22 protein-coding genes are annotated in these 19,434 nt (G+C 69.8%); 10 read left to right on the top strand and 12 right to left on the bottom strand.

The genetic code is table 11. The annotated features are described in order from the left end of the window. Positions 1-7 precede the first annotated feature (7 nt). Genes pcaF through ACWF9G_RS17815 form a run of 4 tightly spaced genes read right to left on the bottom strand, consistent with a single transcriptional unit; the run spans position 8 to position 4,316 of the window. Positions 8-1,219: a 3-oxoadipyl-CoA thiolase gene (gene pcaF / locus ACWF9G_RS17830; RefSeq protein WP_452516474.1), complete on the bottom strand. Its 1,212-nt coding sequence runs from the start codon at positions 1,217-1,219 to the stop codon at positions 8-10. Further along, positions 1,216-2,373, bottom strand: a complete 1,158-nt coding sequence (locus ACWF9G_RS17825) for an acyl-CoA dehydrogenase family protein (RefSeq protein WP_452516472.1) — start codon at positions 2,371-2,373, stop codon at positions 1,216-1,218. Before ACWF9G_RS17825 ends, pcaF begins: the two co-directional genes overlap by 4 nt. A 22-nt stretch (positions 2,374-2,395) precedes the next feature. Beyond that, positions 2,396-3,148 carry a 3-oxoacyl-ACP reductase FabG gene (fabG, locus tag ACWF9G_RS17820; protein ID WP_379309188.1) on the bottom strand — a complete coding sequence of 251 codons (753 nt, stop codon included), beginning with the start codon at positions 3,146-3,148 and terminating at the stop codon, positions 2,396-2,398. Between the two features lie 16 nt (positions 3,149-3,164). After that, positions 3,165-4,316 (bottom strand): acyl-CoA dehydrogenase family protein, encoded by a 1,152-nt coding sequence (locus ACWF9G_RS17815; RefSeq protein ID WP_452516471.1) that lies wholly within the window; start codon positions 4,314-4,316, stop codon positions 3,165-3,167. Positions 4,317-4,454: 138 nt separating this feature from the next. Here ACWF9G_RS17815 and ACWF9G_RS17810 point away from each other — a divergent pair, with 138 nt between their 5' ends. Then, positions 4,455-5,090, top strand: coding sequence for a TetR/AcrR family transcriptional regulator (locus tag ACWF9G_RS17810; protein ID WP_379309190.1), 636 nt, complete (start codon positions 4,455-4,457; stop codon positions 5,088-5,090). Positions 5,091-5,183: 93 nt separating this feature from the next. On the opposite strand, the gene pafA is transcribed toward ACWF9G_RS17810, so the two are convergent. The 6 genes from pafA to ACWF9G_RS17780 form a co-directional block, all read right to left on the bottom strand. Continuing rightward, positions 5,184-6,542, bottom strand: coding sequence for a Pup--protein ligase (pafA, locus tag ACWF9G_RS17805; RefSeq protein ID WP_355275500.1), 1,359 nt, complete (start codon positions 6,540-6,542; stop codon positions 5,184-5,186). Positions 6,543-6,708: 166 nt separating this feature from the next. Further along, a complete protein-coding gene (gene prcA / locus ACWF9G_RS17800; RefSeq protein ID WP_379311168.1) occupies positions 6,709-7,476 on the bottom strand; it encodes a proteasome subunit alpha in 768 nt (255 codons plus the stop codon). Further along, positions 7,473-8,249, bottom strand: a complete 777-nt coding sequence (prcB, locus tag ACWF9G_RS17795) for a proteasome subunit beta (RefSeq protein WP_379311167.1) — start codon at positions 8,247-8,249, stop codon at positions 7,473-7,475. The genes prcA and prcB overlap by 4 nt, the downstream gene beginning before the upstream one ends. Positions 8,250-8,314: 65 nt before the next feature. Next, complete coding sequence (locus ACWF9G_RS17790) at positions 8,315-8,509, bottom strand: ubiquitin-like protein Pup (RefSeq protein WP_019047503.1); 195 nt, start codon at positions 8,507-8,509, stop codon at positions 8,315-8,317. A gap of 162 nt (positions 8,510-8,671) precedes the next feature. Beyond that, the gene (dop, locus tag ACWF9G_RS17785; protein ID WP_189022959.1) at positions 8,672-10,171 is read right to left on the bottom strand and encodes a depupylase/deamidase Dop; all 1,500 of its coding nucleotides are present in this window, start codon (positions 10,169-10,171) and stop codon (positions 8,672-8,674) included. A 70-nt stretch (positions 10,172-10,241) separates the two neighbouring features. Further along, a complete protein-coding gene (locus ACWF9G_RS17780) occupies positions 10,242-10,391 on the bottom strand; it encodes a hypothetical protein (RefSeq protein WP_452516467.1) in 150 nt (49 codons plus the stop codon). Positions 10,392-10,541: 150 nt separating this feature from the next. Between ACWF9G_RS17780 and ACWF9G_RS17775 the strand changes: the two genes are divergently transcribed. After that, a complete protein-coding gene (locus ACWF9G_RS17775; RefSeq protein WP_452516466.1) occupies positions 10,542-11,720 on the top strand; it encodes a DUF418 domain-containing protein in 1,179 nt (392 codons plus the stop codon). A 1-nt stretch (position 11,721) separates the two neighbouring features. On the opposite strand, the gene ACWF9G_RS17770 is transcribed toward ACWF9G_RS17775, so the two are convergent. After that, a complete protein-coding gene (locus ACWF9G_RS17770; protein WP_379311164.1) occupies positions 11,722-12,453 on the bottom strand; it encodes a TetR/AcrR family transcriptional regulator in 732 nt (243 codons plus the stop codon). 109 nt (positions 12,454-12,562) lie between these two features. On the opposite strand from ACWF9G_RS17770, the gene ACWF9G_RS17765 reads away from it, so the two are divergent. The 5 genes from ACWF9G_RS17765 to ACWF9G_RS17745 all read left to right on the top strand — a co-directional run bounded on the left by ACWF9G_RS17765 (position 12,563) and on the right by ACWF9G_RS17745 (position 16,256). After that, positions 12,563-13,453 (top strand): AurF N-oxygenase family protein, encoded by an 891-nt coding sequence (locus tag ACWF9G_RS17765; protein ID WP_452516465.1) that lies wholly within the window; start codon positions 12,563-12,565, stop codon positions 13,451-13,453. Then, positions 13,450-14,394, top strand: coding sequence for a DUF4873 domain-containing protein (locus ACWF9G_RS17760; RefSeq protein WP_452516463.1), 945 nt, complete (start codon positions 13,450-13,452; stop codon positions 14,392-14,394). Before ACWF9G_RS17765 ends, ACWF9G_RS17760 begins: the two co-directional genes overlap by 4 nt. A gap of 32 nt (positions 14,395-14,426) precedes the next feature. After that, the gene (locus ACWF9G_RS17755) at positions 14,427-14,726 is read left to right on the top strand and encodes a DUF6412 domain-containing protein (RefSeq protein WP_452516461.1); all 300 of its coding nucleotides are present in this window, start codon (positions 14,427-14,429) and stop codon (positions 14,724-14,726) included. 94 nt (positions 14,727-14,820) lie between these two features. After that, positions 14,821-15,702 carry a membrane protein insertase YidC gene (yidC, locus tag ACWF9G_RS17750; RefSeq protein WP_452516459.1) on the top strand — a complete coding sequence of 294 codons (882 nt, stop codon included), beginning with the start codon at positions 14,821-14,823 and terminating at the stop codon, positions 15,700-15,702. Between the two features lie 20 nt (positions 15,703-15,722). Beyond that, a complete protein-coding gene (locus ACWF9G_RS17745; protein ID WP_452516457.1) occupies positions 15,723-16,256 on the top strand; it encodes an NUDIX hydrolase in 534 nt (177 codons plus the stop codon). A 10-nt stretch (positions 16,257-16,266) separates the two neighbouring features. On the opposite strand, the gene ACWF9G_RS17740 is transcribed toward ACWF9G_RS17745, so the two are convergent. Continuing rightward, positions 16,267-16,623 carry an arsenate reductase family protein gene (locus ACWF9G_RS17740; protein WP_379311157.1) on the bottom strand — a complete coding sequence of 119 codons (357 nt, stop codon included), beginning with the start codon at positions 16,621-16,623 and terminating at the stop codon, positions 16,267-16,269. Between the two features lie 68 nt (positions 16,624-16,691). Between ACWF9G_RS17740 and ACWF9G_RS17735 the strand changes: the two genes are divergently transcribed. The 3 genes from ACWF9G_RS17735 to ACWF9G_RS17725 all read left to right on the top strand — a co-directional run bounded on the left by ACWF9G_RS17735 (position 16,692) and on the right by ACWF9G_RS17725 (position 19,400). Then, positions 16,692-17,195 (top strand): nitroreductase/quinone reductase family protein, encoded by a 504-nt coding sequence (locus ACWF9G_RS17735; RefSeq protein ID WP_452516455.1) that lies wholly within the window; start codon positions 16,692-16,694, stop codon positions 17,193-17,195. 287 nt (positions 17,196-17,482) lie between these two features. Then, the gene (locus tag ACWF9G_RS17730) at positions 17,483-18,601 is read left to right on the top strand and encodes a methyltransferase (RefSeq protein WP_452516454.1); all 1,119 of its coding nucleotides are present in this window, start codon (positions 17,483-17,485) and stop codon (positions 18,599-18,601) included. A gap of 106 nt (positions 18,602-18,707) precedes the next feature. Then, positions 18,708-19,400 carry a peptidylprolyl isomerase gene (locus tag ACWF9G_RS17725; RefSeq protein ID WP_379311152.1) on the top strand — a complete coding sequence of 231 codons (693 nt, stop codon included), beginning with the start codon at positions 18,708-18,710 and terminating at the stop codon, positions 19,398-19,400. Positions 19,401-19,434 lie beyond the last annotated feature (34 nt).

Here is a 19,434-nt window from a genome sequence, read left to right as displayed (position 1 = left end):
GGGTTTCCTAGTGTCGGCTGCTGCGGTGGAGATGGACCGCGAGGCCCTGCCCGACGCCGACGCACAGCGTGGCGACGGCATGCCGGGCCTCCCGGTCGGCGAGCTCGATGGCGGCGGTGAGCGCCAGGCGCGCGCCGCTGGCCCCGAGCGGGTGACCGAGGGCGATGGCGCCGCCGTTCGGGTTCACGTGCTCGGCGTCGTCGGGCAGGCCGAGTCCACGCAGCACGGCCAGCGCCTGCGCGGCGAAGGCCTCGTTGAGTTCGACGACGTCGATGTCGGCGATGCCAAGACCTGTTCGCGCGAGCAGCTTCTCGACGGCGGGGACCGGGCCGATCCCCATGGTGCGCGGCGGCACACCGGCCACCGTGACCGCGCCGACCTCGGCCAGCGGCGTCAGGCCGTAGCGCCGCACCGCGGCTTCCGAAGCCAGCAGCACCGCGGCGGCACCGTCGTTGATCCCCGAGGAGTTGCCCGCGGTGATCGACCCGCCGGGCACCACGGCCCGCAGACCGGCGAGCGCCTCGATGCTGGTCTCGCGCGGATGCTCGTCGCGCTCGACGAGGACGGGTTCGCCCCGCCGCCGCGGGACCGATACCGCGGTGATCTCGCGGGCCAGCCTGCCCCGCGCGATCGCCGCGGCCGCCCGCTGCTGGGAGCGCAGCGCGAACGCGTCCTGGTCGGCGCGGGCGATGCCGTAGTCGTCGGCGACGTGCTGGGCGGTCTCGGGCATCGAGTCGATGCCGTACCGCTCCCGCATCCGCGGGTTCACCAACCGCCAGCCGAGCGTGGTGTCGGCGAGCTGGGCCGAACGTTCCCAGGGAGCACCGGTTTTGGGCAGGACGTAGGGCGCCCGCGTCATGGATTCGACACCGCCCGCGATCACCAGATCCGCATCGCCGGCCTTGATCGCCCGTGCCGCGTAACCGACCGCGTCCAGCCCCGACGCACACAGCCGGTTGACGGTCACGCCCGGCACATCCACCGGCAGCCCCGCCAGCAGTGCCGCCATCCGGGCGACATTGCGATTGTCCTCGCCCGCCTGGTTCGCGCACCCGAACACGACGTCGTCGACGGCCGCCCAGTCGACGGCCGGAAGCCGTTGCGTCAGTGCGGTGATCACGTGGGCGGCCAGGTCGTCGGGGCGCACGGCGGCCAGCGCGCCGCCGTAGCGGCCGAACGGCGTGCGGACGCCGTCGACCAGGTACGCGGGGCCGGTCACAAGCCCATGTCCTTGGCGATGATCATCTTCATCACCTCGCTGGTGCCGCCGTAGATGCGGTTCACCCGGTTGTCGGCGTACAACCGGGCCACCGGGTACTCGTTGATGTAGCCGTACCCGCCGTGCAGCTGCAGGCAGCGGTCGATCACCCGCGAGGCCATCTCGGTGCAGAACAGCTTCGCCGAGGCGGCATCGGCCGGGGTCAGTTCGCCGCGGTCGAGGGCATCGAGCGCGCGGTCGACCACGGCTTCGGCGGCGTCGACCTCGGCCCGGCAGGCCGCCAGCTCGAACTTGGTGTTCTGGAAGTGCGACACCGGCTGACCGAAAACGGTGCGGCCGCTGGTGTATTCGAGCGCGAACCGGATCGCGGACTTGGCCTGGGCGTAGGCGCCGACCGCGATGGACAGCCGCTCCTGCGGCAGGTTCTGCCCGAGGTAGCTGAAACCCCGGTGCGGTTCGCCGAGTAGATCGGTGACCGGCACCCGCACGTCGGTGAAGGACAGTTCGGCGGTGTCGGACACCTTCAAGCCGAGCTTGTCGAGCTTGCGTCCGACGGTGTACCCCGGCGACTTCGTGTCGACGACGAACAGCGAAATGCCGTGGCGGCGATCGGAATCCGACGGCGGAGCGGTCCGGGCGCAGACGATCACCCGATCGGCATGGACGCCGCCGGTGATGAACGTCTTCGCACCGTTGAGCACATAGTGCGTGCCGTCCTCGGACAGCTGCGCGGTGGTGCGCATGCCCGCCAGGTCCGATCCGGTGCCCGGCTCGGTCATCGCGATGGCGAACATCATCTCCCCGGACACGAAGCCCGGCAGCCACCGCTGCTTCTGCTCGTCGGTCGCCAGGTTCTTCAGATAGGGAAGGCACAACCCGACGTGCACGCCCGAACCACCGAAAGACACACCGGCACGGGCGGTTTCCTCCATGAGGATCGCCTGGAACTTGAACGAGTCGATCCCGGCGCCGCCGTACTCCTCGGGCACCTCGATACCGAAAACACCCAGATCGGCCAGGCTGCGGTAGAACTCGCGCGGCACGATGCCCGCCTCGTACCACTGCTCGTACACGGGAACGACCTGCGATTCGATGAACGCGCGCGCCGTCTTGCGGAACGCCTCGTGCTCATCGGTGAAAACTGTGCGCTGCATGATGATCTCCGGAAATCTCTCTTCAGAGACGGCGTCCGCCGTCGACATACACGGTCTGGCCGGTGACGAACCCGGCATCGTCGGAGGCGAGGAACGCGACAACAGCGGCGATGTCGTCGGGCGTGCCGACCCGGCGCAGCGGCGTGATCTCGGCTGTCTTGGCCTGCAACTCTTCGGCACTCACCCCGATCCGCGCTGCGGTGGCGGCGGTCATCTCGGTGGCGATGAACCCGGGGGCGACAGCGTTGACGCGGATACCGAACGGGCCGAGTTCCATGGCCAGCGTGCGGGTCAGGCCCTGGATACCGGCCTTGGCCGCGGCGTAGTTGGCCTGCCCGCGGTTACCCAGCGCCGACACGCTCGAGGTGTTGACGATCGCGCCGCCACCACGTTCCACCATGTGCTTCTGGGCGGCCTTGCTGCACAGGAAGGCACCACGCAGGTGCACCGCCATGACGGTGTCCCAGTCGTCCACCGACATCTTGAACAGCAGGTTGTCGCGCAGCACGCCCGCGTTGTTCACCAGCACGTCCAGCGAGCCCAGGTCGGCGACGGTGCGCGCCACCGCGTCGGCCACCGAGGCTTCGTCGGCGACATCGCAGCCGACGCCGATGGCGGTACCGCCCGCCGCGTTGATCTTCCCGGCGGTCAGGACGGCGGCGTCGGCGTCGAGATCGACGACGGCGACCGCGAATCCGGCGGCGGCCAGCCGGGCCGCGGTGGCCGCGCCGATGCCGCGGGCCGCCCCGGTGACGAAGGCAGTTCTGTGGGTCATGCGTTGTACTCCTGTGTCAGACAATGGCGTTCACGCCGGTCAGCGCGCGGCCGATGAGCAGTTTCTGGATCTGGGTGGTGCCCTCGTAGAGGGTCAGCACGCGTGCGTCGCGCAGATACTTGGCGACGGGGTACTCGTCGATGTAGCCGTACCCGCCGAATACCTGGATGGCGTTGTTCGCCGCCTTCACCGCGGCCTCGGAGGCGAACAGCTTCGCCATCGACGCCGCCGTGCCGAACGGCTCGCCCCGGTCGACGAGATCGGCCGTGCGCCACGCCAGCAGGCGCGCGGCCTCGGTCTCGACGGCGATGTCGGCGAGCAGTTCCTGCACCAGCTGATAGCCGGCGATCGGCTTGCCGAACTGTTCGCGCTCCCCCGCGTAGCGCACCGCCGCCTCGAGGCACGCCCGCGCCAGACCGACACACCCCGCGGCGACGCCCATGCGGCCCTTGTCCAGCGCCGCCATCGCGATCCGGAACCCCTGCCCCTCCTCGCCGAGGCGCAGCGCATCCGGCACGCGCACCCGATCGAGGACCAGTTCGGCGGTGGCCTGGCCACGCAGGCCGAGCTTGCCCTTGATCTCGGTGCGGCCGAAGCCCGGGGCATCGGTCGGCACGAGGAACGCGGTCACGCCCTTCGGCCCCGGTCCCCCGGTGCGCGCGAACACGAGCGCGACGTCGGCCCAGGTGCCGTTGGTGATGAAGATCTTGGTGCCGTCGATGATCCAGTCCGACCCGTCACGGGTGGCTCGGGTGATCAGGTTCGCGGCATCGGAGCCGGTGCCCGGCTCGGTGAGCGCGAAGCAGCCCAGCTGCTCGCCCGCGCACAGCGGCGGCAGGAAGCGGCGCTTCTGTTCCTCGCTGCCGTACGTCGCTATCGACTTGCCGACCAGTCCGAGCGAGACCGACACGATGCCGCGCACCGCGCTGTCACCCCGGCCGAGCTCTTCGAGCAGCACACAGTAGGCCAGAGCGTCACCGCCGGAACCGCCGTACTCCTCGTCGATCCCGATCCCGAGGAACCCCAGCGCGCCGAGCTTGCCGACGATCGCCGGGTCGACCGATTCCTCCCGGTCCCAGTGCGCGGCATGCGGCACGACTTCCTTGTCCACCCACGTGCGGGCGAGCTCGCGCAGATCGCTGTGCGCTTGTGTGAGTGCGAGATCCATCGGACCACTCCTGAACCAAACGGTGTTAGGTTTACTCGGGCACCGTATCCTAACGCCGTTCGGTTAATCAAGGGCCGAAATGCCTATCGGTGATAGCGTTCGTATCCCGACCGGACCCCGAGCAGACAGGAGTGGCACATGGCGCGGCCGCGCGTACCGCTGTTGAGCCGCGAGCGCATCCGCGACACCGCGCTGACCCTGATCGACCGGGACGGGCTGGCCGAGGTCTCCATGCGCAAGCTGGCCGCCGAACTCGGCGTGCAGGCCGCCTCGCTCTACGGCCACTACCCGAACAAGGACGACCTGTTCGACGACATCGCCACCGGCATCATGAGCCACGTCGACACCTCGGCGTTCGACACCGAGCCCTGGAACGAGGCACTGGCCGCCTGGGCGCGCAGCTATCGGTCGGCGCTGGTCGCGCACCCGAATTTCGTGCCCTACCTCGCCGCGGGCCCCGGCCGCCGCGCCGAGAACCTGCGCGCGGCCGACGCCGTGCACGGCGGCCTGGTCGGCGCGGGCTGGCCGCCGCGCTACGCGACCATGATCGGTGCGGCGACCCGCTACCTGGTGATGGGCTCGACGGTCGGTTCGTTCGCGGGCGGGTTCGCCGACGATGTGCAGGTCTACCGCGACCGCTATCCGCACCTGAACCAGGCGCACCTGCTGCGCGCGGTGGCCGAGGAGATCGACGACGACAGCTTCGAGCTGGCCCTGACCTCGTTCATCGCCGGCCTGAGCGCCACCTACGCGAACATCGTCAGCACCGGCTGAGCCCGTACGCGACGACGGGACCGGTGGCGCCTACGCATTCGCTCCCATGCGCCACCGGTCCCGTCGCAGATCCCCCCTGCTCAGGGGGTACGCCTACATCGAGGCGATCAGCCGATCGACGCGCTCGTCGACCGACCGGAACGGATCCTTGCACAGCACCGTGCGCTGCGCCTGATCGTTCAACTTCAGATGCACCCAGTCGACCGTGAAATCGCGGCCTGCCTCCTGAGCAGCGGTGATGAAGTCGCCGCGCAGCTTGGCCCGCGTGGTCTGCGGCGGGGTCTCCACCGCGGCGTCGACGGCCTCGTCCTCGGTGATCCGCTTGGCCAGACCCTTGCGCTGCAGCAGGTCGAAGACGCCGCGGCCGCGCTTGATGTCGTGGTAGGCCAGGTCGAGCTGGGCGATCTTCGGGTCGGACAGCTCCATGTTGTAGCGGTCCTGGTAGCGCTGGAACAGCTTGCGCTTGATCACCCAGTCGATCTCGGTGTCGACCTTGGCGAAGTCCTGCGCCTCGACCGCGTCGAGAGTGCGGCCCCACAGGTCCACCACCGCGTCGACCTGCGGATCGCGGTCGCGATTGCGTAGGTGCTCGACGGCACGGGCGTAGTACTCGCGCTGGATCTCGAGCGCGCTGGCCTGGCGTCCACCGGCCAGCCGCACCGGACGGCGGCCGGTCAGATCGTGGCTGACCTCACGGATCGCCCGGATCGGGTTGTCGAGGGCGAAGTCGCGGAACGACACGCCCGCCTCGATCATCTCCAGCACCAGCGACGCCGTGCCCACCTTGAGCATGGTGGTCGGCTCGGCCATGTTCGAGTCGCCGACGATCACGTGCAGGCGCCGGTACTTCTCGGCGTCGGCGTGCGGCTCGTCGCGGGTGTTGATGATCGGGCGCGAGCGGGTGGTCGCCGAGGAGACGCCCTCCCAGATGTGCTCGGCGCGCTGCGACAGGCAGAACGTGGCCGCCTTGGGCGTCTGCAGGACCTTGCCCGCACCGCAGATGAGCTGGCGGGTGACCAGGAACGGCAGCAACACATCGGAGATCCGGGAGAACTCGCCGGCGCGGACCACGAGGAAGTTCTCGTGGCAGCCGTAGGAGTTGCCCGCGGAGTCGGTGTTGTTCTTGAACAGGTAGATGTCGCCGCCGATGCCTTCCTCGGCGAGACGCTGTTCGGCGTCTATGAGCAGGTCTTCCAGGACCCGCTCACCGGCCCGGTCGTGGGTGACCAGCTGCACCAGGCTGTCGCATTCTGCGGTGGCGTACTCGGGATGCGATCCGACGTCGAGGTACAACCTGGCACCGTTGCGAAGGAAGACATTAGAGCTACGGCCCCAGGACACCACCCGGCGGAACAAGTACCGGGCTACCTCGTCGGGGGACAGCCGACGGTGACCGTGGAAGGTGCATGTCACACCGAACTCGGTCTCGATCCCCATGATTCGTCGCTGCACATTATCGACACTACAGCCATGACCAGTGCCCGCGCGGCGCTCCGGACAACCCATCTGCATACGTGTTCACAACGATTCGGACAGCGAACAGCCGGGCGGGCACGACGAGAACGGGCCCGCGAACCGGATCGGTCCGCGGGCCCGTTCATGATCGTGACGGCGGGGTCTACTCCCCCGCGCCGTCCTCGGGCTCGGGTAGCTTCGCCTCTTTCACGGCTTTCGCCTTCGGCGTCCCGAGCGCCTTCTCCAGGGCGGGACCCTGCAACCGCCGGAACGCCCGCCGCGGCCGGGACTGCTCGAGCGTGGCCACCTCGAGGGAGGCCTCACCGAGCGCGCGCTTGTCCTTGTCGGCCTCGGGCTGACCGGCCTGCAGTGCCCCGATCGCCACCTTCAGCGCGTCGTCCAGGGACAGACCCGGCTTGTAGGCGGCCTTGAGCGCGGTCACGATCGGCTCGGTGGTGCCGCCCATGACGACGTACTCGCGTTCGTCGACGATGGACCCGTCGAAGGTGATCCGGTACAGCACCGAGGTCGGCGCCTGCTCCGGATAGCCCACTTCGGCGACGCACAGCTCCACCTCATAGGGCTTGAGCTGATCGGTGAAGATCGAGCCGAGGCTCTGGGCGTACAGGTTGGCCAGCCCACGACCGGTGACATCGCGCCGGTCGTACTGGTAGCCCTTGAGGTCGGCCTGCAGGATGCCACCGCGGCGCAGGGCCTCGAACTCGTTGTACTTGCCGACCGCGGCGAAACCGATGCGGTCGTAGAGTTCGCTGACCTTGTGCAGCGTCGCCGAGGGATTCTCGGCGACGAACAGCACGCCCTTGTCGTACACCAGCACCACCACGCTGCGACCGCGACCGATGCCCTTACGGGCGAGCTCGGTCTTGTCGCGCATGATCTGCTCGGCCGAGGCGTAATACGGCAGCGTCATCGGACGGCGCCCCCTTCTTCCGCGGCTTCCCGATCGGCGATCACAGCCCTGGCCACCTCGGCGAGCAGATCCTCGCCGACCTCGGCCGCACCGTCGGCGTCGATCACCACTGCCGTGGGGTAGATCCCGCGCAACAGGTCGGGACCACCGGTGGCGGTGTCGTCGTCGGCGGCGTCGAACAGCGATTCCACCGCGATCCGCAGCGCCCGGTCCTGATCGATGCCGCGCCGGTAGAGCTTCTTCAGCGACGACTTCGCGAACCCGGAACCCGAACCGACCGCGGTGTAGCCGAACCGCTCTTCACTGCGGCCGCCGACCACGTCGTAGGACACGATCCGGCCGGAGCGGTCCTCGTCGGTGGCCTGGTCGTCGTAGCCGACCAGGATCGGCACGACCGCCAGGCCCTGCATGGCGGCAGGCAGGTTGTCGCGGACCATCTTCGACAGCTTGTTGGCTTTACCGTCGAAGGTCAGTGGCACGCCTTCGATCTTTTCGTAGTACTCGAGCTCCACCGCGAACAGCCGGATCATCTCGATCGCGATGCCCGCGGTACCCGCGATGCCTGCCGCCGAGAAGGTGTCGGTGATGTAGACCTTCTCGGTGTCGCGGCTGGCGAGCAGGTTGCCCATGGTGGCCCTGCGGTCGCCCGCGATCAGCACGCCACCGCGGTAGGTGACCGCGACGATGGTGGTGCCGTGTGGCGCCAGATCCTTCGCCGCGGTCAGGTCCGAGGCCGCGAACCTGTTGCCGGGCAACAGGTCGGGAGCGTGCATTCGCAGATGTTCGGTGAACGAGGAGAGAGCCTGCCCCGCATGGAGGCGCAACGGATCACCTGAGGTCACTGGCCGCCCTTCTGCACATATGCCCGCACGAAGTCCTCGGCGTTCTCCTCGAGCACGTCATCGATCTCGTCGAGCAGGTCGTCGGTCTCCTCCGCGAGCTTTTCGCGGCGCTCCTGACCCGCCGCGTCGACACCCTCGGGACCCTCGTCCTCGTCGCCACCCCCGGCGCGCTTGGTCTGCTCTTGTGCCATGGCAGCCGACCTCCTCTTTCCTCATCATGACCGCGACCTTTCGGATGAGCACGGTCGACGATCATGAGCAATGTTCGTGCTCGTCCTACAACCCTACCGAGCGGATCCGACAAGGTGGTCTATTAGCGATCGGATTGTCGCCCTGTCGTGCCGGAAAAGCCCTCAGTGGGTGAGCTGGTCGACGAGTTCGGCCGCCGACTGCGCGGCATCGAGCAGCTTGCCGACGTGCGCCTTCGTCCCGCGCCGCGGCTCCAGCGTCGGGATCCGCACCAGCGAATCACCGCCGAGATCGAAGATCACCGAATCCCAACTGGCTGCGGCGATATCGGCGCCGAACCGGCGCAGGCACTCGCCACGGAAGTACGCGCGGGTGTCGGTCGGCGGCTTGGTCATCGCGTCGAGCACATCCTGTTCGCTGACGAGCCGCTTCATCGAGCCGCGCGCCACCAGGCGGTTGTAGAGGCCCTTGTCCAGGCGCACATCGGAATACTGCAGGTCCATCAGGTGTAGCTTCGGCGCGGCCCACCCTAGGCCCTCACGGCTGCGCATGCCCTCGAGCAGGCGCAGTTTGGCAGGCCAGTCGAGCAGGTTCGCGCATTCCATCGGGTCGCGCTCGAGCAGGTCGAGCACCATGGCCCAGTTGTCGACGATGTCGCGTACGCGCGGGTCGTCGTTGCCTTCGCGGTCGATGAACTTGGCGACGCGCTCGTGGTAGAGCCGTTGCAGCGCAAGGCCGGTCAGCTCGCGGCCGTCGGCCAGCGCCACGGTGGCGCGCAGCGACGGATCGTGGCTGATCTGGTGCACGGCGGTGACCGGACGTGCCAGCTGGAACTCCGAGAGGTCCTCGCCCGCCTCGATCAGGTCCAGCACCAGCGCGGTGGTACCGACCTTGAGGTAGGTCGACATCTCGGCGAGGTTGGCGTCGCCGATGATCACGTGCAGGCGCCGGTACTTGTCGGCGTCGGCGTGCGGCTCGTCGCGGGTGTTGATGATGCCCCGTTTGAGCGTGGTCTCCAGGCCGACCTCGACCTCGATGTAGTCGGCGCGCTGGGACAGCTGGAAGCCCGCGTGGTCACCGGACTGGCCGATGCCGACCCGACCGGACCCGCAGATCACCTGGCGGGAGACGAAGAACGGCGTCAGGCCCGCGATGATGTGGCTGAACGGGGTGTCGCGGTTCATCAGATAGTTCTCGTGGGTGCCGTAGGAGGCGCCCTTGCCGTCGACGTTGTTCTTGTAGAGCTGCAGGCGCGGCGCGCCGGGGACGCTGGAGGCGTGCCGGGCGGCGGCCTCCATCACGCGCTCGCCCGCCTTGTCCCAGATGACCGCGTCGAGCGGGTCGACGACCTCCGGCGCGGAGTACTCCGGGTGGGCGTGGTCGACGTAGAGCCGGGCGCCGTTGGTGAGGATCATGTTCGCCGCGCCGACCTCGTCGGCGTCGATCACGGGCGCGGGCCCACTCATCCGGCTCAGATCGAAACCACGCGCGTCACGCAGCGGGGATTCCACCTCGTAGTCCCACCGGGTCCGCTTGGCCCGCGGCACCCCTTCGGCGGCCGCGTAGGCGAGCACGGCCTGGGTGGAGGTGAGGATCGGGTTGGCCGTCGGCTCCGTGGGGGTCGAGATGCCGTACTCGACCTCGATTCCGATGATGCGCTGCATGCTGTCGAGCCTAGGCGACGCGCCCGACACGCACCGGCATCTCGGCCCAGCGGGCTCTGTGGGCCCCGGCTCAGGCCCGCGGGCGCAGACCGGCCAGCAGCTGCGCGATGTCGCCCGCGGCCTGATCAGGCCGCATGTCGAGCTCCTGGTCCGCGGCCTCGGCGCCCGCGCCGTCGTGCTGCCGCGCGGCGGCCACCTCGGCGCGTACGCCGACGACCACACGACCTGCCGGAGGCGGTCACTCTGGTGGAAGAGGTTCTGGCACACCGCGGCTGAGTGCCGTCCACACCCCGAGGTCCCCCTCCAGGAGGACCTCGGGGTGGTCCTCGCGGGCGATCCGATCGGCGGGCGCGGTCGCGATACTCGGACCATGAGCGAATCCGTCCAACAGCTCGCCACCGACGTCCCGAACCGGCCCGGCCGGCTGATCGCGCTCGATGTCCTGCGTGGCATCGCGATCCTGGGCACCCTCGGCACCAACATCTGGATCTTCACCGACCCGGAAGGGCTCGTGGGGTATGTCGACGGGCTCGGGGCGGCGGCGGAGACCGGCTGGATGTGGTCGGAGCGGGTGTTGCAGCAGCTGGCCCAGGGCAAGTTCCTCGGCCTGCTGACGGTGATGTTCGGCATCGGGCTGGCCATCCAGCAGTCCTCGGCGCAGCGCGCGGGTCGCCGCTGGCCGGGCAAGTACCCGTGGCGGGCCGCGCTGCTGTTCCTCGACGGCTTGCTGAACTTCCTGCTGGTGGCCGAGTTCGATGTGCTGATGGGCTACGCGGTCACCGGGCTCGTCGTCGCCTATCTCCTCGCGACCAGCGAACGGGCCCAACGCCGCTGGCTGATCACCGCGGCCTCCATCCACGTGACGATGCTGACGCTGATCGCCGCCGCCCTCGCCTTCGCGCCCGCCCAGGAGTCCGCCACCTCGGAACCGCTCGACCCGAATCCCTACGCGGACGGCTCCTTCTGGGATCTGGTGCTGTTCCGGCTCGATCACGCGCTCGAGTTCCGGCTGGAAGCGATCTTCGTGTTCCCGATGTCGGTGGCGCTGTTCCTCGTCGGCGCGCGACTGTACCGGGCGGGTGTGTTCCGGCCGGAAGGCACGCGAATCCGCCGGTGGCTCATGGTGATCGGCTTCGCGGTCGCGGCACCGCTGGATTTCACGATCGGCGTCTTCGGCGGCGGCGATCTGGTGCTGTTCACCCGCTACGGCATCGCGCCGTTCGTGGCACTCGGCATCCTGGCGGCGGTCGCGGAGTTCTACCTGCGCAGGCCGCGGGTCGGCTTCGCGGGAACACGCCTGAGCGAAGTCGGCAAGACCGCGCTCAGCTGCTACATCCTGCAGAACCTGCTGGCCGGAATCCTCTGCTACGGCTGGGGTTTCGGGCTGGCGGCGCGGGTGCAGGAAACCGCGCTGGTCCCGTTCACGATCGGGATCTATATCCTCGTCGTCGTGCTCATCACGGCCTTCGCCCACCTGTGGCTGCGCCGGTTCGAGCGCGGACCGGTGGAGTGGCTGTGGCACCGCAGCTATCAGCTGCTGGCCGGCTGAGTCAGCGCAGCCGCTCCGCCGGCGGCGGGGCGGCGTCGGGCGCGACGAGCAGGTCGGCGACGAGCGAATCCCGTTCCAGCGGAACACCGAGACTGCGGGCATTGCCCTCGAACAGCGACAGCACCGATTCGGTCAGAATGCCCTGCACCTGGTCGGTGGTGAGCACCGGTTCCGGATCGGCCCGCCAGCTGGCGACCACGCCGTCGACGAGCCCGACCATGCCGAAGGCCATCGGCCTGGCCCGCGCGGGGTCGATACCGAAGCGGGCCAGACTCGCGGCGAACATGTCGGCCAGCTGCCCGCCCACCTCGCGTCCGGCCCCGGCCAGGGTGGCGGTGCCGGTGCCCTCGGGTGCGGCGTCACCGAGGAAGCGGTGCAGATTGGGGTGCAGTTCGATCCAGCCGAGATAGGTGCCGATGGCGCCGCGCACCGCGTCCTTGAGCGTCCCGTCGGGCTGCAGCGCGGGCAGCAACTCCGCGAGCAGCAGTTCCAGGATCCGCTTGCGGGCCAGGGCGTCGAGTTCGGCGCGACCACCGACGTGCCGGTACACCACGGGCCGCGGCAGCGCGAGATGCTCGGCGATCAGCTGCACCGAGATCTCGAGCCCGTGCTCCTCGATCACCTCGATCGCGGCGTCGATCATCTCCGCGCGGCGGCGCGCCTTGTGACCGTGCCAGCGGGTGGCGCGGCCGTCGCCGATGGGCTGCTCGGCCTGGGCGGATGGTGCAGTCACAGTGCCAACGATACGCGTGTCCGATATTGACCGTGACATGGCGTTCCACTAACCTTGGTGATACACCATGTAACAGTTAATCGGCACTGCTGCCGAGAGTGAGCCCGCGATGCGCCACGCTACCTCCCCGCGCGATTCCTTCGCCCAGCGCCTGCTGATCGGCTCGGTCCGAAAATCCTACGATCCGGTGGTCGACATCGACTGGGCCGAGCCGCTCGATCCGGACAAGCTGTTCCTGCCCGCCCGTGTGGTCTCGCTCTGCGGCACCGCGCTGTGGGACGCGATGTCGGCCGCGGACAGGCGCGAGCTGTCCCGGCAGGAGCTGGCCAACATGCTCTCGGTCGGCATCTGGTTCGAGAACCTGCTCGAGCGCCTCCTGCTGCGGGAACTGCTCGCAGGCGACCCCACCTCGGCGACCGCGCACTACACGCTCACCGAGATGGCCGACGAGTGCAGGCACATGATGATGTTCGGCAAGCTCATCGAACGCATCGAAGCGCGTCCGTATTGGCCGCGCCCGGCCGCGCGGCTGGCGATCACCGCCCTGCCCACCCTCCTGCGCGGCAGCATGGTGTGGGTGGCCGCGCTGGTGGGCGAGGAGATCTTCGACGCGCTGCAACGCCGGGTGCTCGACGATCCGGATCTGCAGCCGATCGTGGCACGCACCATGCGCATCCACGTCACCGAGGAGGCGCGGCACATCGGTTTCGCCAGGGACGCGCTGACGCGCCGGGTGCCGGCGATGTCGCGCGGCGAGCGGATCTACGCCCGGCTGTGTGTGGCGGTCGCCGGACCGCTGTTCGTCTCGCTGGTCCTCAATCGGCACATGTACGTGCGTGCCGGGCTCGACGGCCGCCGGGCGCACAGCATCGCGTTGCGCAATCCCGTCGCCCGGGAGGCCAGAGCCGTCGGAGCGGCCGATCTCGCGGCTTTCCTCGGTGCGCACGGCCTGATCGGGCCGCTGGGTCGCCGGTGGTGGCGGGCGGTGGGTCTGCTGTGACCGTCGCGATCATCGGTGCCGACGCCGCGCCGCTCGTACGAGCATTGCGGGCGGCGCGGATCGTCGACGTCGTCGTCTACGAACCCACCGCGGTGCCGCCGCCACCGAAGCAGCCAGGGGCACGACGGCGCACCGATCCGCCGTCACCGCGGTACCGGAGCGATGTCCTCGGTCTCGATTTCGACGAGCAGGCCGACCAGTGGCTGATCCGGCTCTCCGGTGGCAAGGGGGCCACCGCCGATGTCGTCGTCCTCACCGCGGACACGGTCGACGCGTCGCTGCCCACCGGACGCGGCCGCCCGACCCGGCCGCTCCCCGTCACCGGCCGCGACGGCCGCACCCTGGACGCCGCGTGGGCGGGCGGGCCGATCACCTTCCGCGGCATCGCCGTCCACGGCTTTCCCAACCTGTTCCTCCTCGACGGCCCCGATCCCCTTGCCCCGCTTCGGCATTCCCACCGGCAGACCCAGATCGACCACATCACCACCTGGATCAGCGCGCTGCGCGGGCAATCCGGCACCCGCATCGAGGTCAGGGCGAGCACCCAGCACGAGTACCACCGCAGGCTCGCGCTGCACCGCGACGGCAGTCGCCCGCGACGACTCGGCGGGCCGAAACCGCACCACTTCGACATCACCGTCGCCGCCGACCGGCACCCCGCCCACGACTATCAGGGCCCGGCCCTGCTCGACCTGCCCGGCGCGGAGTATCCGGTCATCGCGACCCTCGCCGGGCATACCGATCCGATCGACGGCCGCTACCACTGGTACGGACGCCTCGACCCGGTCGACGGCTCGCTCCCGGAGCCGACCCGGGTGACGGCCCTGCTCGCGCTGCCCGGCCACGCCCCGACACCGGCCCGCCTCACCGAGCGCGACCCGTGGGGCAATCTTCGGATCACCGGCACCGGCGTGCCGCCCTACCCGCTCGAACAGTTCTGAGGCACTCGCCGCCGGCCGGTATGCTCGACGGCATGCACTCACGGGCAGTGATCTTGGCGTACGCGGTGCTCGCGTGCGTGCTGCCTGCCTTCGTGCTCCTGTCCACACCGGGTACCGACACCGCGCGCATGCTCGCGTTCGGCGCGGTCGCCGCGGCCATGGTGTGCGCGCTGGTCGCGATCACCGGTCACCGGCAGATTCCGGTGCGGGTCGCCGTCGCGGGCCCACCGGGATCGGCGCAGCGCCGGTTGCGCGGTTCCTTTCTGCCACAGAGCAATCCGGATTCCGCGGGCCGTCCGCGGCCACGAGCACCGGGGATCGATCACCGCTGACGGGCGCAGCGCTGTCCGCGCCGCCTGTCGGATTCCGTGATCCCACTCCCCTTCCCGTGCGTTCACGCACGCCCTCCGGACAGGTCGTTCCGTCATGCTCGATGTCGTGTACTTCCCGGTGTCCGCCGCCCTGTGGTGCTGGCACCGGCTCTTCGCCCTCCCCTTCGGACCCGCCGACGGGCTCGCCTGGCTACTCGCCGTCGCCGCGCTCGTGATCACGGTCCGTGCCCTGCTGGTCGTTCCCGCACTGCGCCAAGCCCGTTCCCAGGCCGTCCTGCGTTCCCTGCAACCCCGGATGGACAAGATCCGCAAGAAGCATTCCGACGATCAGCGCAAGCAAGCCGAGGAGATCCGGGCGCTGCACCGCGAACACGGGGTCCGGCTCTTCGGCGGGCTCGTCCCGATGATCGTGCAGGGCTTGGTGTTCCTCGGCCTGTTCCACGTGCTGCGTTCGTTCGACCGGACCGGCGCCTTCGCGGTCGGCCCGTTCGCCTCGACCGGGACGCCGATGTCGGTCGAGGCCAACAGCGCGACACCGAACTATCTGCTCGGCGTCTCCGAGGTCCGGGCTTTCCTCGATGCCCGGGTGTTCGGCGCACCGCTGTCGGCGACCATGACCGGGGCCGGTGATCTGTTCGTCTCCGTGGCCGCGCTGGCCGTCCCGCTGGTGCTGATCACCGCGCTCGCTACGCATCTCACCGCCCGGATCACCCCACCCGCGCAGGACGCAACGGCCGCGTTGCTGCGCCGGTTGTCACTGTGGGTGTTTCCGGCGGGCGCGCTGGTCAGCGGCGCGATCCTGCCGGTCGCGGTGCTCGTCTACTTCGCCACCAATGCGGCGTGGACGTGCGGCCAGCAGTATCTGATCCGGCGCAAGCTCGATGCGGAGGCGGCAACCGTGGCGGCGAAGTCTGCGGCGCGAGCCCGTGCCGCCGCACCGCGTCCGGGGGTGAAGCCGCAGCGACAGCCCCGGTGAGCCGGGGTTACCCTCGGGCGGTGTCTGTGAACCCGGAGTCGGAACTGCTCGCCGTCTACGACGCCGCGGGCCAGGTGATCGGCGAGGCAGATCGAGGCACCGTCTATCGCGAGGGGCTGTGGCACGGCAGCGCCGGAGTGCTGGTGCGGTCCGGGGACGGCAGCCGGATCTATGTGCATCGGCGCACCGACAGCAAACTCGTCTTCGCCGGTCTGCACGACTGCCTGGCAGGCGGGGTCGTCGACGCGGGCGAGGATCCCGCCGACACCGCGGCCCGCGAACTGCGCGAGGAACTCGGCATCACACTGCCAACGGGCACCGCACCGGCCTTGCGCGCCGCCGCGTCCTGGGACGGCGTCTGGGCGGGAAGACCGCTGCGCTGCCACCTGTTCGGCTACGAGGTCCGCTACGACGGCCCGATCCGCCACCAGCCGTCCGAGATCGCGGACGGCTGGTGGTGGCGCGATGCCGAACTGCGTGCGCACCTGCGGGATCCGGCATGGCCCTTCGTCCCCGACACGCGCGTCATCCTGGACGACCTGCTCACCGACTGACTTCGCGGGCTCAGTCGAGCGAGCGCAGGGATTCCTCGTCCCGGGCCACGACCGCGCCGCCGTCGGCGGTGAGCACGATGGGACGCTGGATGAGCTTCGGATGCTCGGCCAGCGCGGCCAGCCACCGGTCGACATCGGCGTCGGTACGACCCCAGCTCGCCATGTCCAGGTCCTTGGCGATCTGCTCGCCGGTGCGGGTGATGTCCCACGGTTGCGCGCCCAGCCGGGCCAGCACCGCCCGCAGTTCGTCGGCCGTCGGCGGGTCGTCGAGGTAGCGCCGCACCGTGTACTCGACCCCGGCCGCGTCCAGGTGCGCGGTGGCATTGCGACTCTTCGTGCAGCGGGGGTTGTGCCAGATCTCGGTCATACTCGCAGCGTAATAGCAGGGCGAGAGCACCGAATGCGGGTGCGGGCGCACCGGACGATACTGGGACCATGACCGACACCGCGCCCTCCGAAAACCCGTACGGCACACCGACAACCACCGGACCCGAGCCGATCCGGTCCTACCAAGCCAAGGTCAACACCGTCGTCCGCAGCCTGCTGAAGGTCCCCGTGCTGGGGGGTATCGTCGGCAAGCGCCTGGCCACCCTGCACGTCACCGGCCGCAAATCCGGCAAGGTCTACGACGTCCCGGTGGCCTACACCGTCCACGACGGCACGCTGCTGATCGGCACGTCCCTGCGCCCGTGGGTGAACAACCTGCAGGGCGGCGCGGAGGTGCGTGTCTCCCGCGGCAGTACACCCGAAACCTGCACCGCCACCGTGCATTCCGACGAGCGCAGCGTACTCGACCTGTACACGGTCATCGCCCGCGACAACAAGCAGAACGCCAAGTTCAACGGCATCGGCTACACGGCCGACGGCGAGCCGTCCAAGGCCGACATCTACCAGACCTGGCAGCAGGGCGGCGTGGTCGTACAGCTGACCCCACGCTGACCCCCTTGTGACGACGGCCCACCGGGAGTTCCGATGGGCCGTCGTGCGCTGGGTTACAGCACGGCAAGCCTGTGCCGAGGACGCGGCCCCGCCCGATGACGTCGGTCGCCGATGCGGCAGACTGGACGATTCCTCCCCTCGAAAGGCAGCAGTGGTGACGCTCGGCATGGTCCTCGGCGACGCAGGCTCGCGCATTTCGACGCGCTGAGCGAAGAGGCTTTCCCTCCCGCACCCGGCGTCGAAGTGCTCGTCGTGTCACCAGCACCGCCGACTACCGGGAGACACCCGTGTCCACCATCGACTGGACCGAAGACCATACCCATCACACCGCACGCTGGCATTCGGAGAACGGCGCGCCCGCACCGGCCGCCGTCTCGGTCGCCGACGACCGGCTCTCGGCCGATCAGGCCTACCGCCGGATCCGGGCGGGACAATCCCTGCTCTGGCAGGGCGATTTCCACAACGGCCGCCAGCTCCTGCAGGCGCTGGGCCGGCGCGCCGATCGCATGACCACCGCACCTTCCGGCGGCGAGCTGAGTGTGCGCTACGACCACGAGCGGGCCAGGAAACGCAGTCGCGCAGGCATTCTCGGCGGGCTGCTGGTTCAGCTCGACGACACCAACGAACTCGACCTGCGGCGTGCGCCCGACGTCAAGGCGGCCTGCACCGCCGCCTACGGTCCGGCGAGCGCGGGCCGGGTCGTCACCTTCCCGGAATTGCTCGGTGTCCTGAGCGCGTATCGCTGGCAGCAGCAGGGCGTCGAGGTGCCTGCGCTCGGCGCGCGGATCTACCCTGGCTACGGCGTCTTCTCCCCCACCCGCAGCGAATACGTGGATCTGGTCGCGGACGCGCCGCTGGATCCCGAGGTGCGCACCGCCTTCGATCTCGGCACCGGCACCGGCGTGCTCGCCGCGCTGCTCGCCCAGCGCGGCGTCTCCCGGATCACCGCCACCGACATCAACGCGCGCGCGGTGCGCTGCGCGACCGACAATCTGACCCGCCTCGGTTACGCCGACCGGATCACCGTCACCGGCCCCACGCTGTACCCGGACGGGCGCGCCGATCTCGTCGTCTGCAATCCGCCCTGGCTGCCCGGCACGCCGACCTCCGACCTGGAACGTGGTGTCTACGACCAGGATCAGTCGATGCTCACCGATTTCGCGCGCGGCCTGCGCGCGCACCTCACGCCCCGTGGCGAGGGCTGGCTGGTGCTCTCCGATCTTGCCGAACTGCTCGGACTGCGCCCCGCCGATCGCCTCCCGCGCCTGCTCGACGCCGCCGGACTGCACGTCATGGCCCGGCTCACCACGCGCCCGCGCCATCCGCGCGCCGCCGACCGTGACGATCCACTGGCCGCGGCCCGCACCGCGGAAACGACCTCGCTGTGGCGGCTGCGGGCGCGCTAGCCGCGGACGGCGAGTTCCCGCGGTCACTCCCCGCGCGGCGGCCGCGACTGGCAGGATGCGCGGTACATCGTCCAGCAGCACCCCAGTTCGAGGAGACACCGTCCAGGTGAGCAGTCATTCGCAGGACCGTTCCATCGCCGGCGCCGCCCGGCGCGCCGCACTCGGCCTCGGCGCCGTCGTGGCCGCGCTGGTGGCGATCGCCCCCGCCGCGCAGGCCGTGCCCGCCCACCAGGCGGTCGTTCCCGGCTGCGCCCCGGCCGCCGCGGGCGCGCCCAACGGCAAGCAGTGGCCCACCGAGCCCGCCCTCACCATCAACCCCGCCGCGGCCTACACCGCGACGCTCGACACCACCTGCGGCACCATCTCGATCGAGCTCGCCGCCGCCGCGGCGCCGCGCACGGTGAATTCGTTCGCCTTCCTGGCCGGCGAGGGATACTTCGATCACACCCGCTGTCACCGGCTCACCACCCAGGGCATCTACGTGCTGCAGTGCGGCGATCCCACCGCGACCGGCATGGGCGGCCCCGGCTACAAGTTCGGCGACGAAAACCTCGCCGGCGCGGTCTACCCGGCGGGCACGGTGGCCATGGCCAACGCGGGCCCCGGCACCAACGGCAGCCAGTTCTTCCTGGTCTACCGCGACACCCAGCTGCCCCCGAACTACACCCCGTTCGGCCGGATCACCGAGGGCATGGACGCGCTCACCACCATCGCGAACGCCGGCGTCGCCGGTGGCGGCGGCGACGGCACCCCGGTGGCCGACGTGGTGTTCAACGCGGTGACCACCGCACAGGGCTGAGCAACGGCCGTCGGCGTCCGGCTGGGGGATCGGC

This window comes from Nocardia sp. NPDC055029 (assembly GCF_053608525.1).
This window is presented reverse-complemented; position numbering and strand designations above follow the sequence as displayed.

Excerpts from the sequence above, each read along its gene's own strand:
- ACWF9G_RS17825 (WP_452516472.1), bottom strand. The coding sequence starts at position 2,373 with ATGCAGCGCACAGTTTTCACCGATGAGCACGAGGCGTTCCGCAAGACG.
- fabG (WP_379309188.1), bottom strand. The coding sequence starts at position 3,148 with ATGACCCACAGAACTGCCTTCGTCACCGGGGCGGCCCGCGGCATCGGC.
- ACWF9G_RS17815 (WP_452516471.1), bottom strand. The coding sequence starts at position 4,316 with ATGGATCTCGCACTCACACAAGCGCACAGCGATCTGCGCGAGCTCGCC.
- ACWF9G_RS17810 (WP_379309190.1), top strand. The coding sequence starts at position 4,455 with ATGGCGCGGCCGCGCGTACCGCTGTTGAGCCGCGAGCGCATCCGCGAC.
- prcA (WP_379311168.1), bottom strand. The coding sequence starts at position 7,476 with ATGACGCTGCCGTATTACGCCTCGGCCGAGCAGATCATGCGCGACAAG.
- prcB (WP_379311167.1), bottom strand. The coding sequence starts at position 8,249 with ATGCACGCTCCCGACCTGTTGCCCGGCAACAGGTTCGCGGCCTCGGAC.
- ACWF9G_RS17790 (WP_019047503.1), bottom strand. The coding sequence starts at position 8,509 with ATGGCACAAGAGCAGACCAAGCGCGCCGGGGGTGGCGACGAGGACGAG.
- dop (WP_189022959.1), bottom strand. The coding sequence starts at position 10,171 with ATGCAGCGCATCATCGGAATCGAGGTCGAGTACGGCATCTCGACCCCC.
- ACWF9G_RS17775 (WP_452516466.1), top strand. The coding sequence starts at position 10,542 with ATGAGCGAATCCGTCCAACAGCTCGCCACCGACGTCCCGAACCGGCCC.
- ACWF9G_RS17765 (WP_452516465.1), top strand. The coding sequence starts at position 12,563 with ATGCGCCACGCTACCTCCCCGCGCGATTCCTTCGCCCAGCGCCTGCTG.
- ACWF9G_RS17755 (WP_452516461.1), top strand. The coding sequence starts at position 14,427 with ATGCACTCACGGGCAGTGATCTTGGCGTACGCGGTGCTCGCGTGCGTG.
- yidC (WP_452516459.1), top strand. The coding sequence starts at position 14,821 with ATGCTCGATGTCGTGTACTTCCCGGTGTCCGCCGCCCTGTGGTGCTGG.
- ACWF9G_RS17740 (WP_379311157.1), bottom strand. The coding sequence starts at position 16,623 with ATGACCGAGATCTGGCACAACCCCCGCTGCACGAAGAGTCGCAATGCC.
- ACWF9G_RS17735 (WP_452516455.1), top strand. The coding sequence starts at position 16,692 with ATGACCGACACCGCGCCCTCCGAAAACCCGTACGGCACACCGACAACC.